The organism is Micromonospora sp. NPDC085948 (assembly GCF_040686315.1).
Classification (GTDB): Bacteria; Actinomycetota; Actinomycetes; order Mycobacteriales; family Micromonosporaceae; genus Micromonospora.
The window spans coordinates 288,344-312,455 of record NZ_JBFBJW010000006.1; the positions used below are offsets into that span (position 1 = coordinate 288,344).

Sequence of the window (24,112 nt, forward strand, 5' to 3'; positions counted from 1 at the left end):
CCAAGCGATCTTGGCATCGGGTAGAGTTCACCTGTCGCCGGCGGTTGTCGGGGACGTGCGGACGTAGCGCAGCTGGTAGCGCATCACCTTGCCAAGGTGAGGGTCGCGGGTTCGAATCCCGTCGTCCGCTCGTGATTCGCCCCGACGGGGGCTGACCGCCGGTTCCGGCGGTCACCACGGGCGATTGGCGCAGTGGGAGCGCGCTTCCTTGACACGGAAGAGGTCACTGGTTCAAACCCAGTATCGCCCACCATCCACACCGGCAGATCAGGTGGTCCGTCAACCCGGACCGCGGGGGTCGCCGTTCCTGCCCGGCTCGACGGCGTCCGAGGCGATTCGGCCGAGCGCCACCTGGCCGTCGCCACCGCCCGGTCCGGCCACCCGCTCGGTCCGGCCACCGCTTGGTTACTCGCCGGCGCGGAGGACCTCGCTCAGCCGGTCGCGTCGCCGCAGCGCCGACTCGACAGGTACGACCGTGGCGGCCGTCGCGATCAGCGTCACGCCCACCAGGCCCAGCAGCCACCACGGCAGGACCGGCACCGGGTCGGCGGTTTGGCCGGTGAGCAGCCGCAGGTCGAGTGGGCCGAGCGTCAGACGTGCGAGCAGGGCCCCGAGGAGCGGACCGCACACCGCGGCGACCACGACCGGCGGCAGCAACTCTCCGGCGGCCGCCCAGCGGACGTCGCGCGGTCGCAGGCCGAGGGTCCGCAGCCGGGTCAGGGTCTGCCACCGCGCCGACGCACCGGCTGCGGCGGCGAGCGTGAGGCCGAGCAACCCCAGCGCCACCAGCACCGCGGCGGCCGTCCACGCCAGCCGTAGCAGCCCGGCGGTCAGCGGAGCCACCCGCTGCGCCCGCAGGACGTCCGCGCGCAGCACGGCCTCGGAGGCGACGCCGGTGTTCGACACGGCCCGCTCCGCGCCGGGTCCGGTCACCCAGACGGTGTTCGGAGCGGTTGGCAGCCCGGCGGCGGCGAGGGCAGTGGCGTCCACGATGACGACGTCGTTGGTGCCGCCGACGGAGGGAGCGGTACCGACCGCGGCAAGGGGGATCGCCGGGGCGTCGTCCCGGGGGAGCTTCAGCCGCATGCCGGTCCGCAGCCCGCCGTCGCTCGATCGGACCAGCGCGGGGACGTCGCCGGGGCCGGGTGCCGTGAGCCGGGCCAGCGCCGGCGCGTCGGGCAGCGGGGTGGTGGCCAGCAGGCGCTGGAACGCGTTGGCGTCCACGACGACCAGGAGTGGGGTGAGCAGTGTCGATTCGGTGAAGACGGGCGCCGAGGCGGTCACCTGCGCGACGACGACCTGCTCCACCCCGGGTGCGGCGGCGATGCGTTCGGCGAGTGCGGGTGTGGCGGTCGCGGCGTCGGTGTCGACGTTGAGCCGGGCGTCGGCGCCGACGGTGCTCCACGCGCCGTCGCTCAGACCCCGGGTGACGGTGGGGCCGAGGATGAGCGCGAACGACGCGAGCGCCGTGGTGCTGACCACAACCAGCAGCGGCAGTGCGCGCCCGGCCGTCGTGGCCGCCTGGGCGGCACCGAACACGGCCAGCGGGCGGCGCGAGCGCAGGGCCTGTCGGAGCGCGAACCGCGCCCCGAGGGGCAGCAGCCGGAGCAGGACGAGTGCGCCGACGAGCGCGCCCAGCGTCAGGGCGCTGATCGGCAGGACCAGGTCTCCGGTCAGCCCACCGGTGTCGCCGTCGGGGCCGGCGGGCAGCAGTCCGCGCTGGTGCAGGGCCACGAAGGCGGCGACCGCGGCGATCAGGACCGCGGCCTCCACGGCGGCGCGGCGCAGCTGACCGGTGGCCTGGATCCAGCGCCGGGCGGCCCGGTTGGCGGGTTGGCGCCGGTCGCGGCTGGCGCGGGCGGCGGCGAGGATGCCGAACGCCGGCCCGGCGACGGCGCCGGCCAGGACCAGGGGAACGGCCCAGGTCCAGGAGACGCCCGGAGCGGCCGCGCGGGCGAGCGCGAGCCCGACGGCGGCGGCCGACAGGGACAGCACTGTGGACTCGACGACCAGTTCCGTACCGAGGTCGGGTAGTGCCGCCCCACGCTGACGGGCGGCGCTCAGCGCCGGGGTACGGCGGCGCACCAGCAGGTCGGCGGCGAGCAGCAGCACCAGCACCGTGGCGGTCAGTACCCCGGCGAGCAGGACGGCGGCCTGTGCGGCGGCGACGCTGTTGCGGGCACTGGCGTCGCGCAGGGTGGTGTCGAGCCGCGATTCCCACTTCAGGGACCTGTCGCGGTCGCCCGACGAGCCGGAGGTCGCCTTGAGCTTGACCACCTGCCGGGCGAGGGCCGCGGTGGCGTCCCAGGTGAGCGCGGCGGGGTCGGGGGCGAAGTGGACGGTGCGCCGCAGTTGGTCCTCGTCCACGGCGAGCCGGGCGTCCGGCAACGACGCACGGGACAGCAGGCCACCGATCCGGGTGGTCCCCACGCCGTCGGCGCCGGGCACGGGGCGCAGGAGCGCCGGGGCGAGTCGCCAGAGGGGGTCGGCGCTGTCCGCGGGCCGGTAGATACCGCTGATCCGGACGTCCCGGTCACGGCCCTTGTTGTCGCTGACCGGGATGCGATCGCCGGGGCCGAGGCCGAGTGCGGCGGCGTCGGCGTCGGAGAGGCCGACCTGCACCGGCCAGGGTGGGGCGTCGTAGGGGATCTCGACGTACTCATCGGTGACGGCGGCGCCGGGCGCGGTGCCGGCGATCCAGGTGACGTCCGGGGCGCCCGACTCGCCGTCCAGGTAGGTGAACTGGAAGGTACGCGGCGCGCTGCCGTCGGTGATGCTGAGGACCGGGCCGTTGACGACGACGACGGGCGGGAGCAGCGCGGCGTCCAGTTCGGGTCCGAGCGCGTACGTCGCCCGCGTGCGGAAGCCGTCGACGTCGTCGGCGAGGCGGGGCACCCGGACCCGTCCGCCGGCCGACCCGTCGTCGGGTTCCCAGTGGGCGAGGACGAGGACGTTCGAGTCCTGGCCGGAGCGGCGTACCGCGTCCTGGATGGCGTCGTCGGCGGCGGCGCGGAGCAGCGTCGGCACGGCCCCGGCGAGCAGCGTGACGGCCGCGATGACGGCGGCGGTGAGCAGCAGCGGTCCGGCGTCGGTACGGCCACGGCCGCGGATGCTGGGCCAGTGCGGCGCCGGCAACCGGCGGGTCAGCCACCGCTTCACGGCGCCACCCGCAGGTGCGCGGCGTCGGCCCGGCGGACCTGGACGGTGACCACGACGGCGACCGCCAGCAGGCATCCGGCCAGCAGGACGGCGAGCAGTGCGGCCTCGGCTGGCCACGGCCACTGTGGTTGGGCGGCCGGGACGGGCGCGGCACCGGTGTCGGAGCGCACGAGCAGGGGAGCGACGAAGCGGGTGGCGAGCGCGCCGAGGCCCGCACCGGCCGCGAGCAGGGGCAGCAGGACGCCTGCGTGCTGGCCGAGCAGGACGGCCCGGATGCCGCGCCGGGACATCCCCAGGCCGCGCAGCCGCGCCACCTCGACGGCGCGGAGATGGAGGTCACAGGTCACGTGCAGGACGACGCCGGCGAGCAGCAGCAGGGCCGCGGCCGGGACGGTGAGCTGGAGCGCGGCCGGCAGCCCGACGCGCAGCGGGCCGCCGGTGAGGCGGGCGGTCTCCGCCTCGCGGGTCGCGACGGTGCCCAGGTGCAGGGCGCCGGCCCGCTCGGCGGCGTCGGGACCGGCCGGGTGGCCGACCCACCAGGCGTCGACCGGGAACGTCAGGTCGCCTCGGACGGCGCGTGCGCGGGACAGCGTGTCCAGGTCGGCCAGGACGGCGACGGCGCCGGGGGCCGACGGTACGGTCGGCACCACCCCCGTGATGACGATCGGGACGGGCGTGCTGCCGACCGTGATGCTGAGCTGACTGCCGCTGTCGGCGTCGACCTCGCTGGCGAAGGCGGCGGAGACGGCGACGGGCACCGGGCCGGGGTCGGGGAAGGCGGTGGCGACGAGGGTCCGGGCGGCGTCCTCGGCGCCGCCGTCGAGTTTGACGATCGCGGCCATCCGCAGCGCGGTTCCCGTCGGCGTGGCGGACAGCGTGACGGCCGGGTCGGTCAGCTTGCCGGGGATCGGCGGCGCGGACGTGGCGGTCCAGTCCGATCCGTCGGTGGGCCTCTCCGCCGATCCGGTGCGCGGGATGGTGAGCGTGACGGCTATGGCGACGGGTCCCCCGACCGCGTCGGTGGTGATCGGCAGGGCGACCGCGACGAGGCGCAGCCCGTCAGTCGTCGCGCAGTTGGGCAGCCGAAGCTCCTGGCCGTCGAGGGGTAGGGCGGGACCGCCGCAGGACGTGCGGAGGCCGGTGGCGTCCTGTAGCAGCAGCCGGGGCGTCACGGTGAGTGGAGTGTCGCCGGCGGCGGTCCCGCTCAGGACGAGCGGGGCGCCGGTCGGGACGGGGAGGCCGGCGACCCGGGTGCGTGGTGCCAGCGTGGTGCCCACGTCCGCCCATTCGCGGTCGCTGTCCAGCCGTCCGCGCAGCAGCGCGTCGGCGCGGGTGGTGTCGACGGCGACCAGGTGCGGCGGGATGCCGGCGCTGCCGAGCCACTGACCGACGGTGACACCACGGTTGAGGGCCGGACTCACCACCCCCGTGGTGGCCGCGCTGACGGCCGCGCCGTCGCCGGCCGCCGGCGCCGTGCTGAGGGTGAGTGCCAGGTCGGTGCCGACGGAGAGCGCCGCCTGGTCGCGCTGCGACTGGTGCCACGTCGTGTCGAAGGCGAGGCCGAAGGTGCCGGCCGCGCAGGCCAGCCCGACGAGCAGCCCGGCGGCGACCGCCTGTGGCCGGCGGGCGGCCTCCGCGACGGCCAGCGGAAGGGCCAGCCCACGGGCGCGGTACGCCAGCCGGTCGGCGGCGCGAAGCGCGGGCAGGACCACCCGGAGGGCCAGGGCGGCGCCTGCGGTGAGCAGCAGCGCGGGTGCGAGCACCCGGACCGCGTCGACGCGTGGGCTGGCGGCGGTGGGCTGCGCGTACAGCTGCCACCATCCGGCGGCGGCGAACACCGCGAGCATCACGTCGGCGCCGGATCGGGCCAGCAGTTCGCGGCGGGTGCGCTGGTCGCCGGCCGCCGGGACGGGCCGGATCGCCAGGATGGTGAGGACGGCGGCGAGCACCAGCGCGCCGCCGGTGACCGCGAGGACCTGGGCGCCGGCGATGGCCGGCCGGACGGTCAGGCCGGCGCCGTCCAGCGGCGGCAGGTGGGTCAGGCCGGCGTGCAGGGCCGACGAGGCCGGTATCGCGAGCGCGGCGGCGACGGCGGCGACGAGCCCGGCCTCGAGTGTCGCGGTGGCGGCGAGCTGGCGACGACTGGTACCCAGGGCGGACCGTAGGGCGGTCTCCTCGGCGCGGATGCCCGTGGTCAGCCGGCCGGCGAGGACGAGTGCCGCCGCGGCCAGGACACCGCCGAGGACCGCGATGGCGAGCACGACGGCGGCGGTGACGTGCCGTTGGTCGTCGGCGGCCCGCAGGGTCAGCGGCAGTTCGGAGGAGACACGGGCGAGCTCGACGCGGTCGCCGAGGGTGCCCGCCAGCCGGCTGTCGGCAGCACGGACGGCCCCGGCCACGGTTTCCAGGTCGTGGCGGTTGGGGTGGGACAGGTCCGGATGGGCGGTGAGCTCCATCCGGTCGATGGTGGCACCGGTGGTGAGCAGGTCGTCGAGGTCGACGAGGAACGGGCCGTAGGCGTTGACCGGTTGCAGGAAGCGGCCGTCCCGGTAGCCGGTGCGGTAGCCCTCGGTGGACAGCGGATCGCGGTCCCAGCCGCGCTCCGGCAGCGGGCGTACCACGCCGACGACGAGCACGTCGATGGCCGGGACGGGCGCGTGGGCCAGTTCGGCGCCGAGGCGCACCCGGCGGCCGGGGGCGAGGCCGAGCAGCCGGGCGGTGGACTCCAGCAGCACCGTGTCGCCAGGGTCCTTCGGCCAGCGGCCGGTGACCAGCTCGGCTCGGGCCGGCAGGTCGTCGAGCCCCGACAGGTACGCCTGGGCTCCGACGCTGGTGCCCTCGGCGAGCGTGGGTGGCAGCGCCCGCAGCACTGTCGACGCCCGCGCGGTCGTCGTCACCGGGTACGGCCCGAGTGTGGAGGCCACCACGGTACGGGTGTCGGCGGCGACCGACGACGTGTGCGGGCCCTCGACGGTGCCGGTGTAGACGGTCACGTCGACGGCGGCGGGGACGGCGCGGGCCATGGCGACCTCCAGCGCCCGCTCGGCGGTGCGGGTGACCAGCAGGGTGCAGGTGCCCAGCAGGGTCGCGCCGATCGTGACGACCCCGAGGAGGGCTGCCAGCAACGGCCACTGCGCGCGGGCGCGCCGGCTGACCAGCCTCATCATCGCGTCACCCGGCGTCCTGTTCGTCGAGGTGTCCGTCCTGGATGTGGATCACCCGGTCGGCCAGGGCCATCATCACCGCGTCGTGCGTCGACACCACCACGGTGACGCCTTCGGATTCCACGATCCCGCGCAGCAGGGCCATCACCGACAGGCCGGTCTCGGCGTCCAGTTGCCCGGTGGGCTCGTCGGCGAGCACCAACTGGGGCGAGGCGGCCAGCGCGCGGGCGATCGCCACCCGCTGCTGCTGGCCGCCGGACAGCTCGGCCGGCCGCTGCCGGGCGTGGTCGGCCAGACCGATCAGCTCCAGCAGCAACTCGACCCGCCGCTCACGCTCGCTGGGGTCGACGCGGGCCATCCGCAGTGGGGCCGCGACGTTCTCCGCGGCCGACAGCACCGGGATCAACCCGAAGTTCTGGAAGACGTACGACACCTTCTCGCGCCGCAGCCGGGACAGCCCGTCCTCGTCGAGCGCGGTGACGTCGGTGTCGCCGACGTGCACGGTGCCGGCGTCCGGGCGGTCCAGGCCGCCGATGACGTTCAGCAGGGTGGTCTTGCCCGAACCGGACCGGCCGACGAGCGCCACCATCGAACCGGCGGCCACGTCGAACGACACGTCGCGCAGGGCGTGTACGACGCTCGGCCCGGTGCGGAAGCGCCGGTGTACGCCGCGCACACGAAGCAGTGGCTCGCCGCTCACTCGCCGCTACCCGAGTCGGGGCGGATCGTGATGTGGTCGGGTTCCAGGGCCAGCCGGACCCGTCGGGTCAGCTCCAGCGCCTGGCGGAACTCGCGGGGCACCTGGACCCGCCCGGCCCGGTCCATCACGGCGTACTCCTCGGCGATCATCTGCGTGTCACCCTCCGCGTCGGTGGTGGTGCGGCGCAGCACCTCGCTGCTGGTGCGCCCGTCCCGGATCGCGACGGTACGTTCGACCTGGCCGCTGACCTCCGGATCGTGGGTCACCACGACGACGGTCACGCCGTACCGGCGGTTGACGTCCCGCAGCACGCCGAAGACCTCCGCGGACGTGGCGGCGTCCAGTTCGCCGGTCGGCTCGTCGGCGAGCAGCACCCGCGGCTGGTTGGCCAACGCCACCGCGATCGCGACCCGCATCTGCTGCCCACCGGAGAGTTGCCCGGGTCGCCGATCGGCGCAGTCGGCGACACCGAGGCTGTCCAGCAGCTCGGCCGCGCGCTCCCGGCGCTCCTGCTTCGGGGTTCGGGCCGCCGTCATCGGCAGGTCCACCATCTCCCGTGCGGTCAGGTACGGGATCAGGTTGCTCGCCGTCTGCTGCCGGACGAACCCGACGGTGCGCCGCCGGTAGTCCACCCGGTCCGCCCGGGACATCGCCAGCAGGTTCCACCTGTCGACGCGGACCCGCCCGGCGGTGGGGGCGTCGATGCCGGCCAGGATGGAGAGCAGCGTCGACTTGCCCGACCCGGAGGCGCCGACGACGGCGATCAGCTCACCGCTCTCCACGGCCAGGTCCAGTCCCTGGAGCGCCTGCACCTCGATCGAACCGGTCTGGTAGATCCGCACCAGGTTCTCGCAGACGATGAGCGCGTCGTGGCCGAACTCGGGTGCCCGCGCGGATGGCTGCGGCAGGGACAGCGGGGTGCTGGACATACCCTTCTCCGTCCGGGTCGTGCCGACGTCGAGCCAGCCTCGGATGGCCTCGAGAGGCTGCGGCACGCCAGTATCGCCCACCACAGAAAACTTCTCGTCATCGCAACCCCGGTGGCGAGCCGTTCCCGTACACAAACCGATAGCGGTCTTCTTCGCAGGTTGCGAGACTCCGACCTGTGCGAGAACCGGACCGCTTCCGAGGTGCCGTGCAGGTCTGGGCGGCCGGCGGCGCGGGCGCCGCGGCAGCCGCCACGGTGGCCCGTGCCCAGGCTGGCGACCTGAGCACGGTCGTGCTCGTCGAGGGCTTCAGCGACCAGTGCGCGGTGGAGGCGCTGGCCGAGCGGCGGGGCCGCGACCTGGCCGGCGAGGGCGTGTGCGTCCTGCCGATCGGCGGCGCGATGAGTGTCGCCCGCTACCTGCGGCTCTTCGGCGCGCAGGGGCTGACACCGACCGTACGAGGGCTCTGCGACGAGGCCGAGGAGGGCTTCTTCCGGCGAGGGCTGGAACAGGCCGGCTTCGGTGGCGACCTGACCCGCTCGGACCTGGAGGCGCTCGGCTTCCAGGTCTGCGTGACCGACCTGGAGGACGAGCTGATCCGCGCGCTCGGCAGCGACGGTGTCGAGCGGGTCATCGACGCCGAGCGGGATCTGGCGAAGTTCCGGGTCTTCCAGAACCAGCCCGCGCAGCGCGGACGGACGATCGAGCGGCAACTGCGCCGCTTCATGGGCACGATGAGCGGCCGCAAGGCGCGCTACGCTCGTGCGCTCGTCCACGCCCTCGACCCGGGCGCCATCCCACGACCACTGGATCGGCTGCTCACCTGACGGCGGGCGGTCAGCGTTCCCGGACCACCGCGACCGGACAGTTGGCGTGCTGGATGACCTGCTGGCTGACCGAGCCGAGCAGCATCCCGGCCAGCCCACCCCTACCCCGGCTGCCGACCACCACCGACTGCGCGGACCGGCTCGCCTCGATCAGCATCGCCGCCGGGCTGCCCGAGATCAGGTCGACGGTCACGCTGAGCTGCGGGAAGGTTCGCCGCCACGGCTCCAGCGCCTGCTCCACCGCAGCCCGCTCGTCGGGCACCCCGGCCGCCGCTGTGGGGCCCGGGGTCCAGGCGTGCAGTACGCGCAACGGCATCTGCCGGCGGGCCGCCCGTTCCGCGGCGAAACCGAGCGCCACCAGCGACGGCCCCGAACCGTCCACCCCGACCGCCACCGGGCCGTCCGGTTGACCGCCCGTCCCGTCGCGAACCACCACCACCGGGCAGTGGGCGTGGGCGGCCACCGACACGGCCGTGGACCCGGCCAGCAGGCCACCGAATCCGCCGTGGCCTCGGCTGCCGAGCACCAGCATGCCGGCCTCGGCCGAGCGTTCCTGCAACACCAGGGCCGGTGGTCCGTCGTACACGTCGCCGGTGATCGTCAGCCCGGGGTGGGTGGCGGTGGCGTCCGCCGCGGCCTTGCCGACCAGGTCCTCGACCTGGCGGCGGGCGGTCTCGTCCGGCCAGACCCCGGGCGTCACACCCGGGCCGACCCAGCCGGCCACGGTCAGCCACTCGAAGACGTACGCCAGCCGCACCGGTTGGCCGGTGTGCCGAGCCTCCTCCAGCGCCCACCGCAGCGCCACCGTGGCGTCGGTGGAGCCGTCGTAGCCGACCAGGATCTCCGCGTCGCGCACGTCGTTCTCCTCAGGGGTTCGTCGGGTCGGTTTCGCGGACCCAGCGCCACTCGGCGACCTCGGGGTCGTCCTCGCCGTAGCGGCGGGTGTAGTCGCGGGCGGCCTGCCGGGCGTCGACCATCCGCTGGCGCAGGTGCGCGGCGCGGGCGGCCAGCCCGGGTACCCGGTCGATGACGTCGATGACCAGGTGGAAGCGGTCCAGGTCGTTGAGCATCACCATGTCGAACGGGGTGGTGGTGGTGCCCTCCTCCTTGTAGCCGCGTACGTGCAGGTTCTCGTGGTTGTTGCGGCGGTAGGTCAGCCGGTGGATCAACCAGGGATAACCGTGGTACGCGAAGATGATCGGCCGGTCCTGGGTGAAGATGGTGTCGAACTCGTTGTCGGTCAGGCCGTGCGGATGCTCGGTGTCCGTCTGGAGTCGCATCAGGTCGACCACGTTCACCAGTCTCACCCGTAGGTCCGGGAGGTGCTGGCGGAGCAGCTCGACGGCGGCCAACGTCTCCAGGGTGGGCACGTCCCCGCAGCAGGCCAGCACCACGTCCGGTTCGATGCCTCCGTCGTTGCTGGCCCACTCCCAGATCCCCAGGCCGCGTCGGGTGTGCTGGATCGCCTCGGTCATGGTCAGCCAGTTCGGCGCCGGCTGCTTGCCGGCCACCACCACGTTTATGTAGTGCCGGCTGCGCAGGCAGTGGTCCATCGTGGCGAGCAGGGTGTTGGCGTCCGGCGGCAGGTAGATCCGGACCACCTCGGCCTTCTTGTTGACCACGTGGTCGATGAAGCCGGGGTCCTGGTGGGAGAAGCCGTTGTGGTCCTGACGCCAGACGTGGCTGGACAGCAGGTAGTTCAGCGAGGCGATCGGCTGCCGCCAGGGGATGGCCCGGGTCACCTTCAGCCACTTGGCGTGCTGGTTGAGCATCGAGTCGACGATGTGGATGAACGCCTCGTAGCTGGTGAAGACGCCATGGCGGCCGGTCAGGAGGTAACCCTCCAGCCAGCCCTGGCACAGGTGCTCGGAGAGCACCTCCATGACCCGGCCGTCGGGGGAGAGGTGGTCGTCGCCGGGAACGGTGGCGGCGACCCACGCCCGGCCGGTCACCTCGAACGCCGCGCCCAGCCGGTTGGAGGCGACCTCGTCCGGACCGAACAGTCGGAACGTCTCCGGGTTGGCGCTGATGACGTCGCGGATCCACGGACCGAGCACCCCTGTCGCACCGGCCATCGGCTGGCCCGGTTCTTCGACGTCCACGCCGTAGTCGCGGAAGTCGGGCAGGGCCAGGTCGCGCAGCACCACGCCACCGTTGGTGACCGGGTTGGCGCTCATCCGCCGGTCTCCGCGCGGCGGCAGTGTCCGCAGCTCCTCCACCGGCGCGCCGGTGGCGTCGAACAGCTCCTCGGGGCGGTAGCCGCGCAGCCACCGCTCCAACTCGGCCAGGTGGGCCGGGTTGTCGCGGACCCCCGACAGCGGCACCTGGTGGGCGCGGTACGTGCCCTCCACCTGCACGCCGTCCACCTCCTGCGGGCCGGTCCAACCCTTCGGCGTCCGCAGGATGATCATCGGCCAGCGGGGACGCTCGACGACGCCGCCGGAACGGGCCCGCCGCTGGATCTCGGCGATCTCGTCCAGCACCCGGTCCATCGTCGCGGCGAGCGTGCGGTGCACCACGGCCGGGTCGTCGCCGGCCACCACGTACGGCTGGTAGCCCGACCCGCGCATCAGGTCGAGCAGATCGGCCTCGGGGATCCGGGCCAACACGGTCGGGTTGGCGATCTTGTAGCCGTTGAGGTGCAGGATGGGCAGCACCGCGCCGTCGCGCGCGGGGTTGAGGAACACGTCGGAGAGCCAACTGCCGGCCAGTGGCCCGGTCTCCGCCTCGCCGTCGCCGATCACGCAGGCCACCACCAGGTCCGGGTGGTCGAACGCCGCGCCGTAGGCGTGGCTGAGCGCGTACCCCAGCTCGCCGCCCTCGTGGATGGAGCCCGGCACGTCCGCCGCGACGTGGCTGGGGATGCCGCCGGGGAAGGAGAACTGGCGGAACAGCTTGGCCATCCCGACCTCGTCGCGCGCCACATCGTGGTAGCGCTCGGACCAGGTGCCCTCCAGCCAGGTGTTGGCCACGATGGCCGGGCCACCGTGCCCGGGGCCGGTGACCAGCATGGCGTCGAGGTCACGCGCCACGATCACCCGGTTGAGATGGGCGTAGACGAGGTTGAGCCCGGGGCTGGTACCCCAGTGCCCGAGCAGGCGTGGCTTGATGTCGTCGGGGGTCAGCGGCTCCCGCAGCAGCGGGTTGCCCAGCAGGTAGATCTGCCCGACGGTGAGGTAGTTCGCGGCGCGCCAGTAGGCGTCCAGCCGGCGCAGTTCGTCGTCGGTGAGGGCGCTTCGCACGTCGAGAGCGGTGTCCATCAGGCTGCCTCTCGCGGGTAGGAGTGGGGGCGTCGGCTTCGCCGCCGCGCACGCCCCGGGTCAGGGCCGTTGGTTCCGGGTCGGCCGGGCGTCCGGCGCGGCCAGCGGCGTCTCGGTGAGACCACGGACGACGACCACCGGTGCGGGGGAGTGGTAGAGCAGGGACTGGGCGACCGCGCCCAACATCGCTCGTCCCGGTTCGTCGCCGCGGGCGGCGACCAGCGCCAGTTGGGATGTGCGGGAGGTGTCGATCAGCACCTGACCGGGATCGCCGCGGACGACACGGCACTCGGTGGGCACCGAAGCGTTGCGGCCGGCATGCCGGGCCAGCGCCTCGGTGAGCTGCTCGGCGACCGCGTCGGTGTCCTCGTCCTGCTCGGCCACCCGCAGCGCGAGCAGCCGGGCGTCCCGGCGGGACGCGCACTCCACCGCCCACTGAAGCGCGAGGTGCGAGCTGGGCGAGCCGTCCACCCCGACCAGCACCGGGCCCGGCGGTGGCGGTTCGCGGCGGACCACCAGCAGCGGGCAACCGGCCCGTGCGGCCAACTGCACGGCGGGCGTCTCGGCCGGGACGCACTGGCCGCTGCCGGCCATCCCGCTGTCGCCGACCGCCAGCAGGAAGGCCGTCTCCGATCGGCGGATGAGGGTGGCCAGCAGGGCGCTCTCGACGATCTCGCTGCCCACGGTCAGTCCGGGTTCGGTCTGGTGGGCGAGTTGCGCGGCCCGGGTGAGCAGCTCCTCGGCCCGGTCGCGGGGCGCGGCGACGCTGTCCGCGGCGAAGGCCGCGTGCCAGTCGAAGGTGTGCAGCAGGTGCAGGGCACGGCCGTGCCCGGCGGCTTCCTGCGCGGCCTGCTCGACGACCGGGAGGTCGAGATCCGAGCCGAGGGCGACCAGCACCGCCGCGTCGGTGGCTGCGGCCATCGGTATCACCTCCCGGCGGCGCGCCCGGCACGACCACGCTGTCCCTGACCGAGGGTAGTCGGGTGCTTGCGGCGGCGTGAGCGTTCTCGGTGGAAGCGGGTCCTACTCCTGCACGACGGATAGGACGATCTTGCCCTGAATGTGTCCGAGTTCGGCACGTTCATGAGCCTTCGCCGCGTCGGGCAATGCGCGAGAGCCGGCCCGCCAGTCGCCCTGCGCAACTATGACGTGGGATTGCGACGTACCGCGTGGCCCATGCGCGCTCGGATCGCAGCAGATTCGTTGTCGTTCCCCGCCTGCATCTCGTTGACACCCCTGAATGCCTGCCTTACTGTCCTATGGTCGTAGTACAACAGGCAAGGCACGGCCGGCCCGGGCGACACGAACCGCGCGATCGGCAGCGGTACCCAGCCGCCGAAGATGCCGATCCGCGTAACCAGAGATGCGTCCGGGCAGGCGTAACCCGCGATACAGGAGGCGTGAATGGTCACTCGCCGGAGTCTGTTGCACATCGTCGCGGCCGGGGGGTTCGCTGCGGCCACTGACGCCACCGACGTGCTCGCCGCGCCGGCCCGCGCCGCTGCCGCAGCGCCGGCACGCAGCGCGACAGCGGGCCGGACACTGCGCATCGGCAAGATGCAGGCGGCGCTGGACGACATCGCCGCAGCCGCGGCGGTCGGCGTACTCGCCGAGGTAAAAAACGGCGCACACGTCTGGAAAGGCGCCAGCGGCGTGTCGCGGCTGGGCACACGTCGACCTGTACCGGCCGAGGGGCGGTTCCGGGCAGGCAGCATCACCAAGTGCTTCATCGCCACTGTCGTCCTGCAACTCGCCGGCGAGGGGCGCCTCACGCTGGACGACACTCTGCAGCGATGGCTGCCAGGCATCCTTCCCGACGGCTCACACATCACATTGCGTCACCTCTTGCAGCACACCAGTGGCGTATTCAACTACACGAACGCCGCGTCGTTCCGCGCTGTCTACCGGTCGGAGGCGGACATCGTCCGGATGCGTAACCGGACGTGGACACCACGAGAACTCGTCACCTTCGTCGACGACCTGCCACTGCAGTTCCAGCCCGGTAGCTCGTGGGAGTACTCGAATACCAACTTCGTTCTGCTCGGCATGGTTGTCGAACGGGTCACCGGCGCCCACTACGCAGCCGAAGTGCGCCGCCGAATCCTTCGCCCGCTCGGGCTGCGGCACACCCAGGTTCCGGGCACCAATCCCTTTCTTGCCGGCGTGCACCCGCATGGCTACCTCGCCGTAGAACACGACGGCGTTGACCAGCCGGTCGACATCACCGTGTTCAATCCCTCCGTGGCCGGCGCGTCCGGCGAGATAACCTCCACAGCGGCGGACCTGAATATCTTCTTCCGCGCCTTGGTCAATGGGCGGCTGCTGGGCGCGGCCGAACAGGAGCAAATGAAGACCGCCCATGCCACGAGGCGCGACTACCAATACGGACTGGGCCTGATGACCAGGTCCACCCTCGGAGGTGTCAGGCTGTGGGGCCACCGCGGCGAGATCTTTGGTTACTACGCCGAGTCGTGGACTGCCGAAGGCAGCGGGCGCCAACTCACCGTAGCAGTCACGCCGTGGGGCGACATCGACCCGAAAGTTCCCATCACCGACCTTGTTGAGACCGTCTTCGAATCCTGACGGGCAGCATGCCGCGGGCGCTGCGGATCTGGACGCGCGACTTCGTTCAGAATTCCCTCCGGCAGCCGGATTGACGTCAGAAGATCCGAAAGGCAACGGCGGCCGCCTGGCGGCGGTGGGGAAAAGTGCACGTCGGCATGGCCACTCAGTGGATGCCGCGTACCGGGTGAGTCAGACATGGTTTGAGGTGCAGGTTGATCATGGGGGTGAGGCGATGTCGGACGGAGTGGAGGGCCGGCCCATCGGGCGGTGGACGGCGCTGCGTGGGTCACTGGTCCTCGCCGGCCAACTGATCGCGGTGCTGGCGATGACGCTCGTCGCCGCCACGGCCCTCTGCCTCATCCCGCTGGGTGTCGGTGTGCTGATCTTTCCCGGCTGCGTACGCGTCCTGCATCGTCAGGCCGAGCGGCTGCGCCGGACGGATCAGCGTTTCGCCGGCATCGACGTCGCGGTGCCGAGCCTGCCGGACCCCGCCGCATCCGGATTCGTCGCCCAGGCGCGTCAATGCTGGCGACTCGTCAACGACCGCGCCTTCTGGCGTCTGACGCGGTGGGCGGTTGTCGACCCGTTCACCAGCACTGTGCTCGTGCTGATCGCACCACTCGGGCTCGTCGGCTGGGGTCTGTACGGGTGCGTGGCCATGCCGATCCTCTACCTCGGCCTCCGGCTGGAACCAACCGAATGGTACGTGTTCATCCCCGTCACGACGGCCAGCACGGTGCCGTACGCCGCCGTCCTCGGCTGCGCCCTGTTCGTCATCGGCCTGCTCAGCGGATCCTGGTGGTTACGGGTGCAGGCCCGCTGGTCGTCCGTGCTGATCGGCAGCCACCTGGTCGATCTGCAAGCGCGGGTCTCCGTCCTCTCGGCCAGCCGCGAAGAGGTCCGCGACGACGCGGCCGCGCAGCTTCGCCGCCTCGAACGGGACGTGCACGACGGTGCCCAGGCCCAACTCGTGGCGATCGGCATGAAGCTGGGCTTCGCCGAGACCCTCATGGCCAGCGACACCAACGCCGCGCTCGCCCTCATCGGGCAAGCGCGCGACGACTCCTCGAACGCCCTCGGTGAGCTGCGCGACCTCATGCGCGGGATCCACCCGCCCGTCCTCGCCGATCGCGGCCTGGGCGCGGCGATCGAGGCGATGGCCATCGAGTCGGCACTGCCGGTGACCACGCGGATACGGCTACCCGTACGGCTGGACTCGTCGCTCGAGGCCGCGGCGTACTTCGCCACCCGCGAACTGCTGACCAACGCCGCGAAGCACTCCGGCGCGGCTCACCTCGCGGTGACGGCGGACATCGGCGAGGACCGCCTGCGCATCGAGGTGCGGGATGACGGCAAGGGGGGCGCGGTGGTCGTCCCCGGCGGCGGGCTCGACGGCACACGCCGACGGCTGGCCGCCTTCGACGGCACTCTCACCGTCCGGAGCCCGGTGGGCGGCCCGACGGAGATCGCCCTGGAGGTGCCGTGCGCGTAGTCGTCGCAGAAGACCAGACAATGCTGCGTGTGGGCCTGGTCAGCCTGCTCGAGGCCGTCGGTCACGAGGTGGTCGAGCAGGTGGGTACCGGACCCGAGCTGAGTCGGGTGCTCGGCGACTGGCGCGCCGACGTCGCGATCGTCGACATCCGCCTGCCCCCGTCGCACACCGACGAGGGGCTGCGCGCCGTGCTGGCGGCGCGACGGGTCCAACCGGCGCTGCCGGTCCTGCTGTTCTCGCAGTACGTCGAGCAGTTGTACGTACGCGAACTCCTCGCCGACCAAGCCGGTGCGATCGGCTACCTGTTGAAGGACCGGGTGTCCCATCCTCGCCAGTTCATGGACGCCCTCGACCAGGTCGCCGCCGGCGGCACCGTACTCGACCCCACGGTCATCGGTGCGCTCATCAACCGGGTCGAACGAGGCGGGCCCGTCGGCACACTCACGGAACGCGAGCGGCAGGTCCTCGACCTCATGGCACAGGGCCGCTCGAACACCGCGATCGGCGACGAGATGCATATCAGCGAGAGCGCGACGACCAAACACATCTCGAACGTGTTCGCGAAGCTCGGTCTGCACCCGAGTCTCGACGACAACCGGCGGGTCCTGGCGGTACTCGCGTATCTCAACGAACGCTGAGCCTGCTTGGTAGGGGAAGCTGCACCCCAGTCGGAGGTCCAGCTCCAGTGCCCGCAGCCGCCGCCTGTCCGAGGCTGGGCACATGACGAAGACTTCTCCTCCGGCCGGAGCGGGTGGGGCCCGCGTGACGACGGTTGTCGTCACGTTCCTCGCGGTGTCGGCCGCCGCCTCGCCGGTATTCGCGCTGGCGCAGGAGGCAACCGGGCTCGATCCGACCATCCTGGTGCTCGCCCAGTTCTCCACCACCGTCGGCGCCCTCGTCGCGTACGCCGTCTGGCGAGGCCGCCTGCCCTACCCGCGTACGACGAGGCGGGGCGTCCTCGCCCCACTCTGTGCCGCCGCCGGGCTGGCGCTGATGGTCACCCTGGTTCTCTGGCTTCTGGCGATCGCCGAACCGCACCGCTGGCAGTCGCTGCACACCTCGACGCTTCCCGCGCCCCTCGCACTGATCCTGCTCGCGCAGTTCCTCGGCGCGGCCGGCGAGGAAGTCGGCTGGCGGGGCTTCGTGCAACCCATCCTCGAAACACGCATGGCGACGCTGTCGGCCGCCGCCATCACCGGTCTGTTGTTCGGGCTCGGCCATTTCCCCATGGCGGGCGCCGGGCTCGCGGTCTACTCCGTCTTCGTCGTATCGGCCATCGGGCTGTCCGTCGCAGCGGCGGCCGTCACGACCGGACGGCCGTGGTGGGCACGCGTCCTCGTGTCCACCGTCCTGCACTGGGGCGTCAACATCGGGATACTCGTCGGCTTCTCCAGCGCCGATGAATCCATGCTGTGGATGGCCAACATCGCAGTCGCGATGGGTCTCATCGGAGCGGCGTGCGTCCCGTTCCTCATCCGGCCGAACCGTCGGGGGTCGAGTGGTTCGCCGGCACCAGCGCGCCCGGTCCAGGCCCGCGAGCCGATCAACGACTATTACTGACCAGGGGTGCGTCAACTGGGGTTGACACGAGTCGTGCTGTCAACGTATGTTGACGGCATGAGTCAGGCGACAGAACTCGCGGCGGCAGCCGGCAGCACCGACCCCCGGGTCGGGCTGCGCGCTGTCCGCGCGCTGCGCCGGCTGCTCGAGCGGCTCGAGGTGGTCCAGGTGGACAACGCCCGTCGACAGGGCTGGTCCTGGCAGGAGATCGCCGACGCGCTCGAGGTCAGCCGGCAGGCGGTGCACAAGAAGCACGCCGGGCGACCGGCGGTCAACTCATCCTGGGAGGCGTGATGTTCGAACGGTTCACCGACCGGGCGCGCGGCGTGGTGCATCGGGCGCTGGAGGAGGCGCGGGCCGAGGGCCAACGGCCGGTCGGCACCGAGCACCTGTTGCTCGCCCTGCTCGCCGACGATGCCGGTCTGGCCAGCCGGGTGCTGGCCGACGCGGGCGTACGCGCCGACGACCTGCGCGAGCGCGTCCGCCGACACACCGTCAGCGGGGGCGCCGGCCTCGGCGACGCGGACGCGGCGGCCCTGCGGGAGATCGGCATCGACCTGGCCGCGATCGTGGCCCGCATCGAGCAGTCCTTCGGCCCGGACGCGCTGCGCGAGGCCGTGCCGGCGCCGCGCCGCCGGTGGGGGCGCAAGCGCTACCTCGGCGGGCCGTTCTCGCCCCGGTCCAAGAAAGCGCTGGAGCTGTCCCTGCGCGAGGCGCTGCGCCTGCGCCACAAACACATCGGCACCGAGCACATCCTGCTCGGGGTGCTCCGGGAGGGGCACGGGCTGGGCGCGCTGGTGCTCACCGAGTCCGGCATCGACCTCGACGATCTGCGCCGCCGGGTGGAGAGCGCGCTACGGGCGGCGGCCTGACGGGCGTGCTCGCGTTGAAACGTGTCTGTGGCACTTTCGACGCGAGCCCCCCGCTGGGTCGCTGAAGGTGCCCCGGTGCTGCACACTGGCGCCCGTGGATGCTGGACAGGACAGGCGGCCCTCGGGGGGCGACGGCGGGTTGCGCTCCGCCGTGGTGGTCAACCCGGTGAAGGTCGACGATCTCGACGAGCTGCGCCGTACCGTGAACGACGCGCTCAACGCGGCGGGCTGGCCCGAGCCGCAGTGGTACGAAACCACCGTCGACGACCCCGGCCGCGGTCAGGCCGAGCAGGCCGTCAAGGCAGGCGTCGACCTGGTCTTCGCCTGCGGTGGCGACGGCACCGTGATGTCCTGCGTCAGCGCGCTCGTCGGCACCGACGTGGCCCTCGCCGTGCTGCCACAGGGCACCGGCAACCTGCTCGCCGCCAACCTCGGTCTCTCCACCGACCTGGCCGCCGGGCTGCAGGTCGCCGTCGAGCGGGGCCGCCGACTGCTCGACGTCGGCGCCGTCGAGGACAAATACTTCACCGTGATGGCCGGCATGGGCTTCGACGCCCAGATGCTCGAGGCCACCAACGAGACCACCAAGGCCCGCATCGGCTGGCCGGCGTACGTCATGGGCGCCGCCCGCCACCTGCGGGACCGGCCGATGCGGGTGCAGATCCGCATCGACGACCGCCCGCCGGTGCGCCGCCGGGCCCGCTCGGTCCTGATCGCCAACGTCGGCCGCCTCCAGGGCGGGGTGACCCTGCTCACCGAGGCCGAGCCGGACGACGGCTGGCTCGACGTCGCCGTGCTCACCCCGCGCAGCCTGCGGCACTGGCTGGCGCTCGGCTGGGCGGTGGTCCGCCGCAGCGGCCAGGTGCCGCGGATGGAGGTGTTCCGGGGCAAACGCGTGGTGGTCAGCAGCAACCGTGCCCAGCCCAGGGAACTGGACGGCGACCTCATCTCCCCGGGCCGGCGGCTTCAGGCGGAAGTTCGGCCCGAGGCGCTCTGGCTCTGCGTCCCCCAACCCGAGGACGCCCCCGACCTGGCCGTCGACGCGCAGGGCGCCGGGGAGCGGGGCGAGCAGCTGATCGAGGAAGCGCGCCGTGAGTAGCACCCGGATCGTGCCGGAGACCCGGCTGATGGCCGACGAGGAGCTGTCCGCCGACGACGCCTGGCACACGCTGAGCCGGCAGGGCGGCTGGCACCTTCTGCGGGACGCCTTCATCCGGTTCCGCTACGGCGACGGGTTCAGCCACTCGCGGGCCTTCGCGCTGCAACTCTGCCTCGCCGTGGTGCCGTTCCTGATCGCCCTCACCGGCCTGATCAGCGAGCTGGGCGTCGAGGAGGGCGGTCAGGTGGTGGCCGACACCGTGCTGGCGCTGACCCCGGGCCAGAGCGCCCAGATGGTCGCCGAGCTGCTGGGTGAGGGCGAACGCGTCGAGGACGCGGGAGAGCTCGCACTCACCCTCGGTCTGCTCACCGGTCTGTTCGCGCTGACCACCACGATGGCCCAGATCGAACGCGGAGCCAACCGGATCTACGGCGTCGAACGGGACCGCCCCGCACTGCGGAAGTACCTCCGCGCCGCGATACTTGCCGTCACCGCCGGCCTGCCCGCGCTCGCCGGTTTCCTGATCCTGGTCGGTGGCGGCGCGATGGGTGACTCGGTGCGCAAGCACTACGAGTGGGGTGCGGTCGCCAACGGCATCTGGGACGTGGTCCGCTTCCCCCTGAGCCTCGGCCTGACCGTCCTCGCCGTCGCCGTGCTGTTCCGGCACGCGCCACGACGCAACCAGCCGGGCCTGTCCTGGCTGTTCTTCGGTGCCGGCATCGCCACGGTCCTGTGGTGGTTGGCCAGCCTGCTGCTCGCCGCGTACGTGCGGTTCAGTGACGGCTTCGGGCAGACCTACGGCGCGTTGACCGGCATGATGGCGCTGCTGCTCTGGGCCAACCTGACCGGGATGGCGCTCTTCGGCGGGCTGTCCTTCGCCGCCCAGTTGGAGGCGCTGCGCATCGGTGCGCGAGAGCCGGCCCAACCCGACCTCTGGGAGCCCGACACCGACCGTGCCGAACTGGTCGACACCGGGGACATGACGGCGCTCTAGCAACGCGGCGTGTACGACGAACGCGGATCGGGTAAAGCGGCCCCGCCAGAGCCGAACAAGGAGGTGCGGGGTGACCGCGGTCAAGGAGATGGCGCGACGTCCGATCGGTCACTTCGCCGAGCGGAGCATCGCGGGTCTGGCGGCCATCACCGGCGCCGGGGTGGCATTCGGGCTGCTGTTGCTGCTCGTCCGGGTGCGGTGGAGCCCGTTGCAGGACGGCGACCACGCCGTCGCCGAGTGGTTCAACGGGCTCGTCGCCCCGCACCACGCCCTGGTCACCGTCCTGCAGGCGGTGACCGACCTGGGTGGCCGACCGATCTACATCTGGTTGGTCAGCGTCGCCGTGGTCGGGCTCCTCATTCGCAAACAGCCACGGCTGGCCGTCTACCTGATCGTCACCGGCATCGGTGGCCTGATCCTCGACCCGTCGCTGAAGACGCTTGTCGGACGGCTCCGCCCCGTGGTGGACGTGCCGATCGCCAGCGCGCCGGGCAACAGCTTCCCGAGCGGGCACGCGCTGGGCTCGATCGTCGCGTACGGGGCTCTGCTGCTGGTGTTCCTGCCGGCCATGGCGCCGCGCTGGCGCAAGCCCGCGATCGTCGGCTTCAGCCTGCTGGTGGCGGTGATCGGCCTGACCCGGATCGCGTTGGGCGTCCACTACGTCTCGGACGTGCTGGCCGGCTGGCTGCTCGGTGCGGCCTGGCTCGGCGTCACCGCGTACGCCTTCCGGCTGTGGCGGCGTGAGCGCGGGCGGTCGGTACCGCCGCTGAGCGAGGGCCTGGAGCCCGAGGCCGGGCACGACATCGCCCCCGCCCCGGCGGAGGAGCACGTGCTGGCGCACCCCCGCTCGGCGGTGGCCGAGCTGCTGGTGGGCTGGGTGCTCGTGTTCGGGGCGCTCTACAGCTTCGGCACGTACGTCAGCTACCACGCCAAGGGCACCCTCTTCGACACCCTCGACACCGACGTGCCGCGGTGGTTCGCCGAGCGGCACACCGACGTGTTGACCGACGTGAGTTGGTGGTGGAGCAAGTTCGGCGACACCCACGCGATCCTGATCATCTCGCTGGTCTTCTGCCCGCTGATCCTGGCGGTCTGGCGGCGCTGGCGTCCGGTGCTCTTCCTGGCGCTGGCCATGGTCGGTGAGCTGACCCTGTTCCTCGCCTCGGCCCGCGCCGTCGACCGACCGCGCCCGGCGGTGGAGAACCTCGACGGGCAGATGCCCACCTCGTCGTTCCCGTCGGGGCACATCGCGGCCACCATCTGCGTCTGGCTGGCCATCACGGTCATCGTGTTCCCGCGTACCGACAGGTGGTGGCGTTGGATCTTCGTGGCGCTGGCCGTGATCATGCCGGTCGGGGTCGCCACCTCCCGGATGTACCGGGGCATGCACCACCCGACCGACTTCATGGGCGCGATCCTGCTCTCCGCGCTCTGGATCGGGCTGCTCTACCTCGTCGTCCGCCCGAACGCCGACCTGAAGGAAGGCAACCAACCGACCATCGAGTCGGAGGACGTGAGCACCCTCGACGACGAGCTGGCGCGCGCCGGCAGAGCCGACTGACCGCCACCGTGCTGCGGTTGATGACCTGGAACATCCGCACCGGCGGTCGGGACCGCGGCGGCGACCGGCTGGATCAGGTGGTCCGGGTCATCGACGAGCAGGCGCCGGACGTGCTGGCCCTGCAGGAGCTGCGCGGCTTCGACCGCGACGGGCTGATGGCCACCGTGGCGGGTCGGGTGGGGATGACGCCGTACCTGGCCCGGTCCTGTCTCGGACAGCCGGTGGTCGTGCTGGTCCGGCCCCCGTACCAGGTCATCGACGCGGGGGCAGTGCGCCGGCCGTTCCACCACGCCGCCGCCCGTGTCGTGGTGGCGACCACCGCCGGCCCGCTCACCGTGCTCGGTGCCCACCTCTACCCGTACTCGGGTGGACGGCGGCGGATGGAGGCCGACTGGCTGGTCCGGGCCGTGCGACGTGCCCCGGGTCCGTTGACGCTCGTCACCGGTGACCTCAACGCGCTCGACCCGAGCGTGGACCACACCGAGCGGCTGGCCGGGATGCCGACCCTCTACCGGCGGCGGCACCTGCGTCGGCGCGGCGGCGACGTGGACACCCGGGCGATCGGCCGGTTGCTCGCCGCCGACCTGGTCGACCTCTGGCCGTCGGTCAACGCCGGGGCGGCCGAGGCCGAGGGCCGGACCGTCCCCACCCGCTTCGGTGGGGCCGAGTTCGCCGGGATGCGACTGGACTACCTGCTCGGCACCCGCGAGGTGGCGCGGCGGACGCGGGAGTGCCGGGTCGTCCGGGGCGGGACGGCGGACACCGCCTCGGACCACTATCCACTGCTCACCACACTCGACCTCGATCCGGCCGCAACCGACGGCTGAGGCCGTGGCGCGGGCCGGTTACCGTGCCCACCGTGACCGACCCCCTGCCGGCCTGCCCGCCGCTGCCCGACCTGCCGGGCGGTCGCGTCGCTGCACCAACGGCGGCGCGGCCGGCACCGTCCGCCGTGGACCCGGCCGAACCGGCCGCCGTCGCGCTCCCGCTCGTCGCGGCCGTCGCGCGGGGTGTGGCGTTGGTCGTGGTGCTACCGGTACGCCTGCTCTGGGAGCTGGTCGCGGCTGCCGGCCGGCTGGCGTACCGGAGTCTGCTGACCCCCGTCGGGCGGTTCCTGGGCCGCTGGTTGTTGTCTCCGCTGTCCTGGGCGCTGCACCGACTCCTGTGGCTGCCGCTGGTCTGGTGCGCCCGTAACCTGCTCTGGGTTCCGGCGCGCTGGGCGGCCCGGGTCCTCGTCTGGCTCCCGCTGCTCTGGCTCGGGCGGGGCCTCACGTGGGTGGCCCGCACGCTGATCTGGCACCCGCTGACCTGGCTGGCGTACGGCATCGCCTGGGTGGCCCGCACGCTGCTCTGGGCACCGCTGGTCTGGCTTGCCCGTCGGGGGCTGCGTCCGCCTCTCGTCGCGCTGGGGCGCGTGCTGGTGTGGCTGGCCGAGTACCTGGTCCGACGGCCGCTGCGCTGGCTGGGCGTGGCGCTGACCCCCGCCGGACGGCTGGTGTGGCGTGGCGTCCGCGCACTCGGCGGAGCGGTGAGCGCCGCGCTCACCGGGTTGGGCCGGGGGATCTGGTGGGTCGTCATGGGGTTCGGCCGGTTGCTCGTCGCCGTGGTGGTCGGTGCGTGGCGGGCGGCCGGGTGGGTGCTGCGGCAGTTCTACCGCCTGTTGCTGCGCCCGCTCGGGCACGGGCTGCGCTGGGTGTGGCGGCACGCCGTGCACCCACTGCTGCGGGGAGCCCGGTGGGCCTGGTCGGTGACGGTCGTGCCGGTGGCGCACGGCATCCGGGCGGCCTGGCGGGCCACCGTCGCGCCCGCCGCCCGGTGGACCCGCCGGTCGGTGCTCGACCCGGCGCGGCTGGCCTCCCGCGAGGTGCTCGGCGCCCTGGGCCTACGCCGCTGACCGCGCCGCCGCCGAGTGGGCGGATCGCGGTCGCCGTCG

Annotated in this window: 19 protein-coding genes and 2 tRNA genes; 14 read left to right on the forward strand and 7 right to left on the reverse strand. The window is 72.8% G+C overall.

All coding sequences use genetic code 11. From position 1 onward, the window contains the following. Positions 1–57: 57 nt before the first annotated feature. Positions 58–130: transfer RNA gene (locus AB0O48_RS18785), tRNA-Gly, on the forward strand. Between the two features lie 48 nt (positions 131–178). Continuing rightward, positions 179–253, forward strand: a tRNA-Val gene (locus tag AB0O48_RS18790). Positions 254–405: 152 nt separating this feature from the next. On the opposite strand, the gene AB0O48_RS18795 is transcribed toward AB0O48_RS18790, so the two are convergent. Genes AB0O48_RS18795 through AB0O48_RS18810 form a run of 4 tightly spaced genes read right to left on the reverse strand, consistent with a single transcriptional unit; the run spans position 406 to position 7,952 of the window. Further along, positions 406–3,159 (reverse strand): ABC transporter permease, encoded by a 2,754-nt coding sequence (locus tag AB0O48_RS18795; protein ID WP_365067059.1) that lies wholly within the window; start codon positions 3,157–3,159, stop codon positions 406–408. Further along, positions 3,156–6,326, reverse strand: a complete 3,171-nt coding sequence (locus tag AB0O48_RS18800; RefSeq protein ID WP_365067061.1) for an FtsX-like permease family protein — start codon at positions 6,324–6,326, stop codon at positions 3,156–3,158. The genes AB0O48_RS18795 and AB0O48_RS18800 overlap by 4 nt, the downstream gene beginning before the upstream one ends. A 4-nt stretch (positions 6,327–6,330) precedes the next feature. Then, complete coding sequence (locus AB0O48_RS18805; protein WP_357247884.1) at positions 6,331–7,023, reverse strand: ABC transporter ATP-binding protein; 693 nt, start codon at positions 7,021–7,023, stop codon at positions 6,331–6,333. Further along, the gene (locus tag AB0O48_RS18810) at positions 7,020–7,952 is read right to left on the reverse strand and encodes an ABC transporter ATP-binding protein (RefSeq protein ID WP_357247887.1); all 933 of its coding nucleotides are present in this window, start codon (positions 7,950–7,952) and stop codon (positions 7,020–7,022) included. Before AB0O48_RS18810 ends, AB0O48_RS18805 begins: the two co-directional genes overlap by 4 nt. Positions 7,953–8,128: 176 nt before the next feature. On the opposite strand from AB0O48_RS18810, the gene AB0O48_RS18815 reads away from it, so the two are divergent. Beyond that, a complete protein-coding gene (locus AB0O48_RS18815) occupies positions 8,129–8,776 on the forward strand; it encodes a TOPRIM nucleotidyl transferase/hydrolase domain-containing protein (protein WP_357247890.1) in 648 nt (215 codons plus the stop codon). 10 nt (positions 8,777–8,786) lie between these two features. Here the strand turns inward: AB0O48_RS18815 and AB0O48_RS18820 are convergent, their stop codons facing one another. From AB0O48_RS18820 to AB0O48_RS18830, 3 genes are read right to left on the reverse strand one after another with little or no spacing between them, the layout of a single operon-like run. Next, positions 8,787–9,632 carry a universal stress protein gene (locus tag AB0O48_RS18820; protein ID WP_357570118.1) on the reverse strand — a complete coding sequence of 282 codons (846 nt, stop codon included), beginning with the start codon at positions 9,630–9,632 and terminating at the stop codon, positions 8,787–8,789. Positions 9,633–9,642: 10 nt separating this feature from the next. Next, entirely contained in the window at positions 9,643–12,036 is a 2,394-nt protein-coding gene (locus tag AB0O48_RS18825) for a phosphoketolase family protein (RefSeq protein WP_357247896.1), read from the reverse strand. A 60-nt stretch (positions 12,037–12,096) separates the two neighbouring features. Then, the gene (locus AB0O48_RS18830) at positions 12,097–12,957 is read right to left on the reverse strand and encodes a universal stress protein (RefSeq protein ID WP_357247899.1); all 861 of its coding nucleotides are present in this window, start codon (positions 12,955–12,957) and stop codon (positions 12,097–12,099) included. Positions 12,958–13,440: 483 nt separating this feature from the next. Here AB0O48_RS18830 and AB0O48_RS18835 point away from each other — a divergent pair, with 483 nt between their 5' ends. The 11 genes from AB0O48_RS18835 (at position 13,441) to AB0O48_RS18885 (ending at position 24,073) form a co-directional block, all read left to right on the forward strand. Then, positions 13,441–14,619 (forward strand): serine hydrolase domain-containing protein, encoded by a 1,179-nt coding sequence (locus tag AB0O48_RS18835; protein ID WP_365067069.1) that lies wholly within the window; start codon positions 13,441–13,443, stop codon positions 14,617–14,619. A 214-nt stretch (positions 14,620–14,833) separates the two neighbouring features. Then, positions 14,834–16,093: a histidine kinase gene (locus AB0O48_RS18840; RefSeq protein ID WP_365067072.1), complete on the forward strand. Its 1,260-nt coding sequence runs from the start codon at positions 14,834–14,836 to the stop codon at positions 16,091–16,093. Continuing rightward, positions 16,084–16,731 carry a response regulator transcription factor gene (locus tag AB0O48_RS18845; protein WP_357247908.1) on the forward strand — a complete coding sequence of 216 codons (648 nt, stop codon included), beginning with the start codon at positions 16,084–16,086 and terminating at the stop codon, positions 16,729–16,731. Before AB0O48_RS18840 ends, AB0O48_RS18845 begins: the two co-directional genes overlap by 10 nt. 154 nt (positions 16,732–16,885) lie before the next feature. Next, positions 16,886–17,653 carry a type II CAAX endopeptidase family protein gene (locus tag AB0O48_RS18850; RefSeq protein ID WP_365067076.1) on the forward strand — a complete coding sequence of 256 codons (768 nt, stop codon included), beginning with the start codon at positions 16,886–16,888 and terminating at the stop codon, positions 17,651–17,653. 57 nt (positions 17,654–17,710) lie between these two features. Continuing rightward, positions 17,711–17,947 carry an HTH domain-containing protein gene (locus tag AB0O48_RS18855; protein WP_007457155.1) on the forward strand — a complete coding sequence of 79 codons (237 nt, stop codon included), beginning with the start codon at positions 17,711–17,713 and terminating at the stop codon, positions 17,945–17,947. After that, positions 17,947–18,525 (forward strand): Clp protease N-terminal domain-containing protein, encoded by a 579-nt coding sequence (locus AB0O48_RS18860; RefSeq protein ID WP_357247914.1) that lies wholly within the window; start codon positions 17,947–17,949, stop codon positions 18,523–18,525. Before AB0O48_RS18855 ends, AB0O48_RS18860 begins: the two co-directional genes overlap by 1 nt. 94 nt (positions 18,526–18,619) lie before the next feature. Next, a complete protein-coding gene (locus AB0O48_RS18865) occupies positions 18,620–19,624 on the forward strand; it encodes a diacylglycerol kinase family protein (RefSeq protein WP_357247917.1) in 1,005 nt (334 codons plus the stop codon). Further along, the gene (locus tag AB0O48_RS18870; RefSeq protein WP_357247920.1) at positions 19,617–20,618 is read left to right on the forward strand and encodes a YihY/virulence factor BrkB family protein; all 1,002 of its coding nucleotides are present in this window, start codon (positions 19,617–19,619) and stop codon (positions 20,616–20,618) included. The genes AB0O48_RS18865 and AB0O48_RS18870 overlap by 8 nt, the downstream gene beginning before the upstream one ends. 70 nt (positions 20,619–20,688) lie before the next feature. Beyond that, on the forward strand, positions 20,689–22,179 hold the full coding sequence (locus tag AB0O48_RS18875) for a phosphatase PAP2 family protein (RefSeq protein WP_365067082.1): 1,491 nt from the start codon (positions 20,689–20,691) through the stop codon (positions 22,177–22,179). A gap of 8 nt (positions 22,180–22,187) precedes the next feature. Beyond that, on the forward strand, positions 22,188–23,006 hold the full coding sequence (locus AB0O48_RS18880) for an endonuclease/exonuclease/phosphatase family protein (protein ID WP_365067085.1): 819 nt from the start codon (positions 22,188–22,190) through the stop codon (positions 23,004–23,006). A 32-nt stretch (positions 23,007–23,038) separates the two neighbouring features. Then, complete coding sequence (locus AB0O48_RS18885) at positions 23,039–24,073, forward strand: hypothetical protein (protein ID WP_365067088.1); 1,035 nt, start codon at positions 23,039–23,041, stop codon at positions 24,071–24,073. The last annotated feature ends 39 nt before the right edge of the window (positions 24,074–24,112 follow it).